At 43.8% G+C, this 9,613-nt stretch carries 8 protein-coding genes; 1 reads left to right on the forward strand and 7 read right to left on the reverse strand.

What is annotated here, in order from left to right; translation table 11 throughout:
* Window positions 1-215: 215 nt before the first annotated feature.
* From BCU91_RS10925 to BCU91_RS10950, 7 genes are all read right to left on the reverse strand, one after another.
* On the reverse strand, window positions 216-641 hold the full coding sequence (locus tag BCU91_RS10925) for a septal ring lytic transglycosylase RlpA family protein (RefSeq protein ID WP_102439325.1): 426 nt from the start codon (window positions 639-641) through the stop codon (window positions 216-218).
* Window positions 642-947: 306 nt separating this feature from the next.
* Window positions 948-2,048: an aminotransferase class V-fold PLP-dependent enzyme gene (locus BCU91_RS10930; protein WP_241904070.1), complete on the reverse strand. Its 1,101-nt coding sequence runs from the start codon at window positions 2,046-2,048 to the stop codon at window positions 948-950.
* Complete coding sequence (locus BCU91_RS20565; protein WP_241904071.1) at window positions 2,012-2,278, reverse strand: hypothetical protein; 267 nt, start codon at window positions 2,276-2,278, stop codon at window positions 2,012-2,014. The genes BCU91_RS10930 and BCU91_RS20565 overlap by 37 nt, the downstream gene beginning before the upstream one ends.
* A gap of 515 nt (window positions 2,279-2,793) precedes the next feature.
* A complete protein-coding gene (locus tag BCU91_RS10935; RefSeq protein WP_102531468.1) occupies window positions 2,794-4,332 on the reverse strand; it encodes a glutamate synthase-related protein in 1,539 nt (512 codons plus the stop codon).
* Between the two features lie 531 nt (window positions 4,333-4,863).
* Window positions 4,864-6,165: an anaerobic C4-dicarboxylate transporter gene (locus BCU91_RS10940; protein ID WP_102531469.1), complete on the reverse strand. Its 1,302-nt coding sequence runs from the start codon at window positions 6,163-6,165 to the stop codon at window positions 4,864-4,866.
* 301 nt (window positions 6,166-6,466) lie between these two features.
* Window positions 6,467-7,447 carry a helix-turn-helix transcriptional regulator gene (locus BCU91_RS10945; RefSeq protein ID WP_102531470.1) on the reverse strand — a complete coding sequence of 327 codons (981 nt, stop codon included), beginning with the start codon at window positions 7,445-7,447 and terminating at the stop codon, window positions 6,467-6,469.
* Window positions 7,448-7,973: 526 nt separating this feature from the next.
* Window positions 7,974-8,663, reverse strand: coding sequence for a zinc metallopeptidase (locus BCU91_RS10950; RefSeq protein WP_102531471.1), 690 nt, complete (start codon window positions 8,661-8,663; stop codon window positions 7,974-7,976).
* Window positions 8,664-8,894: 231 nt separating this feature from the next.
* Here BCU91_RS10950 and BCU91_RS10955 point away from each other — a divergent pair.
* The coding region (locus BCU91_RS10955) for a nuclease-related domain-containing protein (RefSeq protein ID WP_133126601.1) at window positions 8,895-9,613 on the forward strand (719 nt) is incomplete at its 3' end.

The following is a 9,613-nucleotide window of genomic DNA, read 5'->3' on the forward strand; positions in this document are numbered from 1 at the left end:
GCGCATAAGCGCATAAGCGCGGACTCAGCAATCTCGATTTAGTCAGCTAAAAAACCTATTTTGATAGGCTATGCTAAATGCTAAATGCTAAATGTTGAATGCTAAAGAGAAGAGCTTTAAACAAATGACGCGAGATAGGTCATAAAGAACAGAGAGATTAACTAAGATGTTGAGCCTAGTTAAACAGAGTCAAATAGTGGCTCGCGATGGCAAGATTAATGTTTGTATCTAAAGGTATTACTGTCGTCTAGAATGTCAATTTTGATCGCTACAATCCCTTGATCGCTACTGGCTATTTGTTGAAACGCTTTTTGAGAAAGATCGATCACTCGGCCTTTAACAAATGGGCCGCGATCGTTAATTTTTACATCGATGCTTTTATTATTGCCGGTATTGGTCACCCTCACTATAGTGCCAAATGGCAAGGTTTTATGGGCTGCAGTATAGGCTCTCATATTGTATTTTTCACCACTTGCCGTCAGTCTGCCGTGAAATTTACTGCCATACCAAGAAGCTTGCCCTGCTAGTACATGAGATGTTGAATATTGTGTTGTTTTAGAAGCATCGATGGGCACTCGTGATGAACAGCCTGTTGCCATAGCAAGGAGTAACACACTAAACATAAGCTTAAATTTAATCATTGTGTTTACTACTCGCTCTTTAAAATAATGCTTCATTTTATTCGCTGTCTTGTAAGCACAAAATGCTCTCAGACAACTCGCTAACCTTAGCCTGCAGTGTAGATGAGAACATTTAAGCTGTCACTCAAGATGACTTATAACACCACCATAGCAAGCGCAGCATCACATAAACCCTGCTCATGTTCACTCCCTTGTTCATGTAGTAGCTGCTGGAGCCTATATGTTATGGCTCGCTAGCAACCGTGGATTCTGCCCCCCCCGTTATTACACTGACTTGCACTTATGACACTTTTTAAAAGCAAAACCTTATGCCAACGCTTGTATCTCAGAGAGTGCTTTATCAATCTCGGCTTCGTTATTAATTAAGCTCGGCGCAAAACGCGCGAATGAGTCACGATAAGGCGTCGAGCTCATAATAATCCCCTTAGTGTGCATATGCTCTACCACCTGTTGCGGTGACAAACCATCGACATCAAAACACACCAGCCCCGATGATAGTTCAGTGGCCATTGGCGTATACAAGGTGACATGTGACATTTTTGCCAAGCCTTGCTTGGTTTGGGTATTGAGCTGATGAATACGCTGTTGCACATTGGCTTTACCCAAGCGTAAATGAAGCTCAAACGCAGCGGGTAATGCCCAACGATGTTCAAAGGAGTGAAAGCCTCCTGGTGACATATGTTCACCCATTGGTACTTGCGCTTGGGTGCTATTACCTAGCCACACATCGTAGGATAGGCTGAAACTTGGGATCACTGCGCTGCAGTTATTCCAGCCGCGCTTTGAGCCCCATATAATGCCAGTGCCACGTGGGCCAAAGATCCACTTATGAGTGCCAGCAATAAAAAAATCACAGCCTAATGTACTCACATCAACATCCTCGATGCCAAAGCCATGTACGCCATCGACACAAAAGAGGATTTTATCAGCTTCAGAACGTGAGCTGTTGGCTTTGGCAATCACATCTGCCATAGCGCGGATAGGTAATTTAACCCCAGTGGAAGAGTGAACCCAAGTCACAGCCACCACCTTAGTCTTTTGATTAATGGCCTTTGCCAAGTTATCGATAATTTGCTGGGTCGTCACTGTGGCAGGTGTTTCATATAGCGTTATGCGGCGCACGTTAGCCCCTGTTCTTTCTGCGCGCAGTTTTAAAGACAGATCGGTAGAGTAATGATCGTGTACGGTTTGCACTACTTCATCATTAGGGCGTAATTTAAGCCCGCTGTATACCAAAGATAACCCCATCGTTGTACTGTCAGTGAGGGCAATTTGTTCGGCTTCACCACCCATATAGCTTGCTGCCGCAGCGGATATTTTTCCATCAATGGTTTCAAAGTGTTTATGCCAATAATCTGAAGGATTGGCATCTAAGCCTTTGCGGTGTCGCTCAATTTCATCTGCCACAGGTTTAGGGTGAGAAGAGAAGCCAACAAAAAGGTAGAAAGGTGAATGTAATCGTCAGTTAAGGGGAAAAGCTGTCGCAGCGCAGTCCAATCTCCAGCATTGATATTATCAGGCATTAACGCTGCTTTATTGCCCTCAGCAGCGGCATCAGCTGCATTGCCTATGCTTGTCCCAATGACACTTCCAGCTAAGGCTAAACCCATTCGACTTAAAAAATTACGACGTAACATAGACAACTCTTTATTAATCGCTGTGTACCGTTAATAAAAAGTAGCAACCGAATGCAGGAGTGTCTATTAATTGACCTTATTAGCCATTATGGCGTCAAAAAGTCAGTCTTATACACTATTAAGGCTGTTTGATAATTTGCGATTAAGGACAAATAGCATCAATCAAGCTCAGAACAAGCTGTAACAACAACCGCTTTGCAGCAGCGAATAAAAAGCCCCGATACCGTTAAGTATCGAGGCTTTCATTTTCTTATACAAAAAGTTCGCTTTGCAGCTTTTAAGCTTTAGACCTGCAAATCAGCTTTAGACCTATAAAGCATTTTGCATGCTTGGCACAGGATAAATTCATTAAGCCACAATACGAAGAACAAGGTGCTTTACCGCGGCGTTTAACTTTCTACTGTTCATAGTCGCAAAGTGGTGAAGCAAACCCGTTATCATCTGAATGGGTCTGAATAACGTTTACCTTGTCCCCACTATCTGTCCACCACAGTCCAGCCAAACTTATCCCCTATTTAACGGCCAATTCCAGAATACTTTACCCCTGAAAGCAGTGCTATTTCTCTGTGCCAAGTGGCCAAGTCATTGCTGTTGAATTTTGCAAATGAATCGTGGCCACAAGCCCTTGCCATAACAGCCATGAGTTCAGTTGACGCTTCAAAAAAGTTCTTAAGTTGCACTGCAGACTTTTCAACATTTAACCGTTGGCGCAAATCTTTTTTCTGCGTCGCAATACCCGCCGGACAGTTATTGGTATTGCACATTCTGGCAGCCACACAGCCGATAGCCTGCATAGCACTATTTGATATGGCAACCCCATCGGCCCCTAATGCTAATGCTTTAACAAAGTCGATAGGCACGCGTAAACCACCAGTAATAATAAGGGTGACCCTACCACTCGCGCCTTGTTCATCTAAATATTTTCTAGCACGAGCAAGCGCTGGAATCGTGGGGACGCTAATGTGATCCCTAAACATTTCAGGCGCAGCGCCTGTGCCACCACCTCGGCCATCCAAAATAATGTAATCTGCACTAGCATCTAAGGCGAATTGAATATCTTCTTCGATATGATTAGCGCTAAGCTTAAAGCCAATGGGAATACCGCCGGTAATGTCACGCACGTGGTCGGCAAACTTTTTAAAATCTGCTACGGTATTTAAATCTTCAAAAGTTGGTGGCGAAATAGCAGACGTGCCCGCTTCAATACCACGTACATCGGCAATTTTTCCCACGTTTTTGTTAGCGGGTAAATGGCCTCCTGTACCGGTTTTTGCGCCTTGGCCACCTTTAAAATGAAACGCCTGAACCTGCTTGAGTTTAGACTCGTCATAACCAAACTTGGCACTGGCTAACTCATAAAAATATTTAGAGTTAGCCGCCTGTTCTTCGGGTAACATCCCACCTTCACCTGAGCAAATGCCTGTTCCTGCAAGTTCAGCTCCCGTCGCTAAAGCAATTTTTGCTTCTTCAGAAAGCGCCCCAAAACTCATGTCTGAGACAAATAATGGCATACTGAGTTTAAGCGGCTTTTTGGCCTTAGGACCGATGACTAGTTCGGTATTCACCGCAACATGCTCCATCAAGGGTTTATTGGCCATTTGCGCCACCATTATTTGTAAATCATCCCAATGTGGCAGTTGATAACGTGGCACCCCCATCGAGGTCATAGGACCATGATGTCCCATTTTAGATAAACCTTCTCTCGCCAGTTGATGAATCAATTCAACGGTGGGTTCTTCTTTGGTTGCGCTCGCGGTAGGCATATTTGTCACTTGAATTTGCACACCGGGCCCTTCTTTGCCCACTTGCTGTTTATCGAATTGTTTATGACTACCATCGCAAAATGGACGATTGGCCGTATGTTTACATTGGCATAAATACGCATCGCCGCTTTCTTCGGCCGTAAAGGGGCTGGGTTTAAAGTCTGTCCCGGCATGTGAACCATCACAAAAAGGCTGGCTATTTGAACGACCACAGGTACAGAAATAATATTCTTCACCCTTATTTAGATTAACTTTCTTGGGTGTTATCGCGGCGACAATCGGTTTACTCATGGTGACTTCCCTTTAGTGGTTATTAGCTTATTTTAAGGTCAATGTTTTAGAGCGTATTTTCCAGCTACTGTGATTAAGGGGCACCCAGCCTCTAAACACCTGACCCTAAAACCAGCGCCTAAAACCAGCACCTAAAACCCTGCTCTTAAAACATAGTCTGCCACCAATAGAAAGCCAGCGGTCATTGCACCAATAGTTTCAAATTCGCTGTAAGTTGCTGCCAACTATCGGTGTTATTGCACCGTTCTCATTCGTTGAGTCGTTGAGTACTGAGCAAGCTTTTCAATATTTTTCGATATAAAGTGCCGTTAGCCCCCAAGTAAAAAACAAAAAAGCCCCGATACTGTTAAGTATCGGGGCTTTCATTTTCTTATACAAAAAGTTCGGTTTGCAGCCTATAAGCTTTAGGCCAGCAAATATACTTTAAACCTGAAAAGCATTTTGCATGCTTGGCGCAGGATAAATCGGATTAGCTAAAAATAACTTTTACTCTGCGCTAATTTATTCAGACTCGACTCATTATGGCTATAGCTACAAAATAATCTCAGCTAATACAAATCCAATCATCACCGAGCTAACAATCGTCACCACACCGGGTACCACAAAAGGATGGTTAAATACCCACTGGCCAATACGGGTCGATCCTGTGTCATCCATTTCAACAGCCGCCAACAAGGTTGGATAAGTTGGCAATACAAATAAGGCACTCACCGCAGCAAAAGAAGCAATAGCAGCCTCAGGGCTAACCCCTAGCATAAATGCCGATGGCATTAACGCCGCTGTGGTTGCGGCTTGCGAGTACAACAACATGCTCGCTAAAAACAAAATGATCGCCAACATCCACGAATGCTCTTCTAGCAAGCCACCCGATAGCGCTTTAATCTCTTCTAAATGCCCAGCAACAAAGGTGTCACCTAGCCACGCAACACCTAATACACAAATACACGCACTCATGCCCGATTTAAAGGTCGCCGCATTAAGCACCTCAGCTGTATCCACTTTACAAAACAGCGTAATCGCCGTGGCTGCCGTTAGCATAAACACCATAATCGCTTCATTTCGCGGCAATGTCGGATTATCAATAAGACCTACAGCATCACTAATTGCGGTGGCGTAAAACACCACTGCCACAATTGCTACCAGAAAAACCATCACCGAACGCTTAGCCCCTGCTGGTAACTCAGTGCTGTTCACCTCGCGTTTGCTCACTAAGCCATGAGCTAAACGGTCTTGATAAACGGGGTCATCTTTCAACTCTTTACCCATAAATTGGGCAACAAAAGCGCCGACCATACAAGCAATAAAAGTAGCGGGAATACAAATCATCAATAAGCTGATATAGCCCACGCCTTTGCTTTCAAGCATGCCGCTCATTAGCACAACCGCAGCGGAAATAGGTGAGGCGGTAATGGCAATTTGAGAGGCAACAACTGCAATACTTAATGGCCGTGAGGGACGAATGCCCTGCTCTTTCGCCACCTCAGCGATAACAGGTAAAGTAGAAAACGCGGTATGTCCCGTACCTGCAAACAGTGTCATGCTGTAAGTGACAATCGGAGCTAAAAAAGTCACCTGCTTAGGATTTTTACGTAAAACACGCTCAGCGATATTCACCAAATATTGCAAACCACCCGCAACTTGCATCGCCGCAATAGCCGCGATGACCGACATAATAATCAAAATCACATCAATAGGAATGGTGCCAGGTGTCATACCTAACCCAAGAGTTAATACCAACACACCAAAACCACCAGCAAAGCCAATACCAATGCCGCCTATTCGTGCGCCGATAAAGATGGCAGCTAATACCACCACTAACTCAATTGTTACCATAAATCCTCCCAAGCCATAATTGCGCGCACTTTACTGCAAAACCAATATAAGCAATGGATGATTAAATCAATAAAACCTCAACTAACAGAATAAAAAACCGGAAGTGTTAACTAGGGCGTGTTGTTCATTGCGGGTTGAGTTTTGTTCGAGATAAAACCGATTAAGCGCGGCGAGTGAATTGCCGCCTAGCAATCTAAGCACTCTTTGTTCGCAAAAAAATCGCTTGGCGATTTACTCCGAGTTTCTTTGGGCGCATTAACTTCGCACCCTGATTTCACACGTCTTATTTCCCACGTATTAATTAAGGCGTGTCTTTGTGAAGTAATTCCATCAAGCCAACGAGTGCGGCAAACAGCACGGCGCCAACAGGCCAAATAATCCAAGTGATGCCCCAAGCCATTGTCCAAAAGCTCCAGCCAAGATAGATAGCAATGAGCAAGGGCCAATAAAATCCAGCCAACTTCTCGGCTCGTTTAGTACGTCTAGTTGTTTCTGTCTCTTTCACTGTTTCTTTCAATACATTGCTATAGGCATCATATTTTGCAGAAACCGGTAAAATAATGAATAGACCAACCGCAATAATAAAAAGCAGTACATCTATCATTAATAAAACAATGTCTTGCTCAAAAGAAAAAATACTCACGCACAGCAGCGGAACAAAGCTAACAATAAAACAGAAGATACCTAGAGATAAGCGGCGATTATAAGTGGGTCGAAACTGTTTACGCTTTTCATGAAACACACTGTGAACACCATAAGCGAGTTCAAATGGCTCATTTTCTATCGCCGATATTTCATCTTGGTATTGGTTTGTTTTGATAAAAAAACTCACCCCAACTGACACCAAAATCAAAATACTGACAATACCCAGCACCGCAGCAAGATCACCTGTCATATTAAATCGGTTCGTTTGCGCCATCGCCATAAAGAAAAATAACGGCATCACAGAACACACACACAAAACCACGCCTTTAGTGACCACATTGGTCATTGCGATTTTATGCTCAACATACTCAGTCGCTTGCTCTAGGCTGATATGATTAATGCCTGGTTCTTTGGCTTCTGTCGCAAACTCAAACTGCTCATTCTCATCCTTGAGTAAGAAGTCTGTAGACACATCAAAAATCTGTGAAAGCATAATGATTTTATTCAAATCAGGAATGCTATTGGCCCCTTCCCATTTAGAAACAGACTGACGAGAAACATTCATTTTCTCTGCCAACTCTTCCTGCGACCAGCCCAGTTTTTTCCTTAATCTAATAATCTTATCTGCAAGTATCATTAGTGAGTCCTTTTAATCAATAATTGAGCCACAAGCATAAGAAATCAGCCAGTTGCTCACTAGCAAGCCAGCTTGTTAATATGTCAACCAGCAGTTGCGTTATTGATTATTAAGCCATAATTCGGCTATTTTTTGTATCTAATTGCTCAATTAGCGATTGAGTGTAGGCTATGAAGCAAAGAAAGAATTTAATCAGTCACCCGATTTGAAATCGCTTAAAGAGTCGAGACTAATCCAATTAATTTGATTTGTATCAGCTCACCATGACATTCACTCACCGACACGCCGTAAACTCATCCATGAGGGCTCAAACATCCCATCCATGGGATGAACGGTCGTCTCGCTAATACTCATGGTTCACCTATTGAATATCAGTTTAATCCTCAGCCTTTTAACACGTTCAGCAAAAATACCAAAGTCAGTAAGCACAAAGCCCCGAACAGCCAAGATTATGGTTGTGTTTAATAATTTGATTGAGGAAATAGAAAAAGTTTACTCTGCCCCTAACAAAACCCCAGTGATTCTATTAGCGACGCAGTACCGCTATCCAGCGGCCAAGATTGAGCAAGCTGGCTAGCGAGCCAGCCACGTAGGTCAGCGCCGCCGCCTTGAGAATCTTCTCCGCATGCTTTATGTCACCGTCGTGCAGGTAATTGCCCTCTTTGAGTATGGGCAGCGCCTTGCCATAACTGGCGTCGAACTCCACCGGCAAGGTCACCAGATGCACAATAGTGCTCAACCCCATCGACAGCACGCCGATCAAAATGGTCAACGCGCCAGCCTGTGGTATACGGGTGAGCATTAAGACCACTGGCGCCGCGAACATCATTATGCCGGCAATACGCTCACCGACCATAGCGGTTCTAGCCAGCCTCTGTCGCATCAAAAACAAAGACTCGCCGCGAGAATCCTGAAGCGCATGCCCAACCTCGTGGGCGGCTACCGTCACAGCTGTCAGGGAATAACCGGAATAGTTATCCGGCGTAAGGCGAACAGCCTTAGCCCCGGGATCATAATGATCGCCGTCAGGCGTCTCTTCAACCTTGACGTCATTTAGGCCAAAACGATCTAGAAGATGACGAGCAAGTTCACCACCGCTACCTTGATGACGGTAACGATCAGTGGGCTGTTGGTACTTGCTCATGATGTGCTTGACCCACAAGCCAGGCAAGAATACGCAGGCCGCAATGACAATAATTAGAATGATCCATAGCATGAAACCAGTATGCCATAAACATTGGTATAACTCTCACGGCTTTTACTCAAAGCCAGTACTGTTACGCAAAGCCATTAACCGTGGATGCGTGTAGTGGAAGATGATTTTAAAAAAGGGTTAAATTGACTGCTATTTTTATACAAATTCAATCAATAATCATAGCTTTATCAATCTATAATTGGGTATTATGGTAATGATTTTTATCAAGTTATGAATGGATGCTGTTGATAAATGATACTCAAAACGAAAACCCTGCAAAACACCACTTCACCGCAAGCGATCGCGGGTCAAAAGCAAGAGCAAAACGTGGCCTTCTTTTTACGCCGCGCCTTTAAAGATCACCCAGAAATACTGGTGATCAATGATTTCAAATTTAGTTTTAATGATGAAGTCGCCCAGATCGATCACTTGATCGTTTACCCCTATGGCTTTGTATTAATCGAATCAAAAAGCATTAAAGGCCATGTAAAGGTCAATCAGCAACAAGAATGGACTCGCAGCTATAACAACCAATGGTCAGGCATCCCCTCGCCCATCAAGCAAGTAGAGTTGCAGCAAGATTTATTTCATGCATTACTCGATCATCATCGACTTGAAATATTAGAAAGATTCATGGGAATAAAACAAGGGTTCGGTGGCCGTTGTTGGGATCATATCTGTGTAGTATCAAGTGATGCGATCATTGATAGAAACACCATGCCCCAAAAAGTGTCTGACAAGTTAGTCAAATCTGAGTTTTTGGTGGATAAGCTCAATAAAATAATGAATATAAAACACAAGTTCATACGGATCGTTAATGTTTATGACACCCGAGCTTCCTTCGACCAAGAAGAACTCAACTCAATAGGTCAGTTCATCATAAGCCAGCATATCGATGGCAATAGCCAAACAAGTGCAGTGGTCACCAAAGCCCCAGAGCCACTACAACAGCAGCAACAGCAACAGCAACA

The organism is Shewanella sp. 10N.286.52.B9 (genome assembly GCF_002873635.1).
GTDB lineage: Bacteria > Pseudomonadota > Gammaproteobacteria > Enterobacterales > Shewanellaceae > Shewanella.

Excerpts from the sequence above, each read along its gene's own strand:
- BCU91_RS20565 (WP_241904071.1), bottom strand. The coding sequence starts at position 2,278 with ATGTTACGTCGTAATTTTTTAAGTCGAATGGGTTTAGCCTTAGCTGGA.
- BCU91_RS10945 (WP_102531470.1), bottom strand. The coding sequence starts at position 7,447 with ATGATACTTGCAGATAAGATTATTAGATTAAGGAAAAAACTGGGCTGG.
- BCU91_RS10940 (WP_102531469.1), bottom strand. The coding sequence starts at position 6,165 with ATGGTAACAATTGAGTTAGTGGTGGTATTAGCTGCCATCTTTATCGGC.
- BCU91_RS10950 (WP_102531471.1), bottom strand. The coding sequence starts at position 8,663 with ATGCTATGGATCATTCTAATTATTGTCATTGCGGCCTGCGTATTCTTG.
- BCU91_RS10925 (WP_102439325.1), bottom strand. The coding sequence starts at position 641 with ATGATTAAATTTAAGCTTATGTTTAGTGTGTTACTCCTTGCTATGGCA.
- BCU91_RS10935 (WP_102531468.1), bottom strand. The coding sequence starts at position 4,332 with ATGAGTAAACCGATTGTCGCCGCGATAACACCCAAGAAAGTTAATCTA.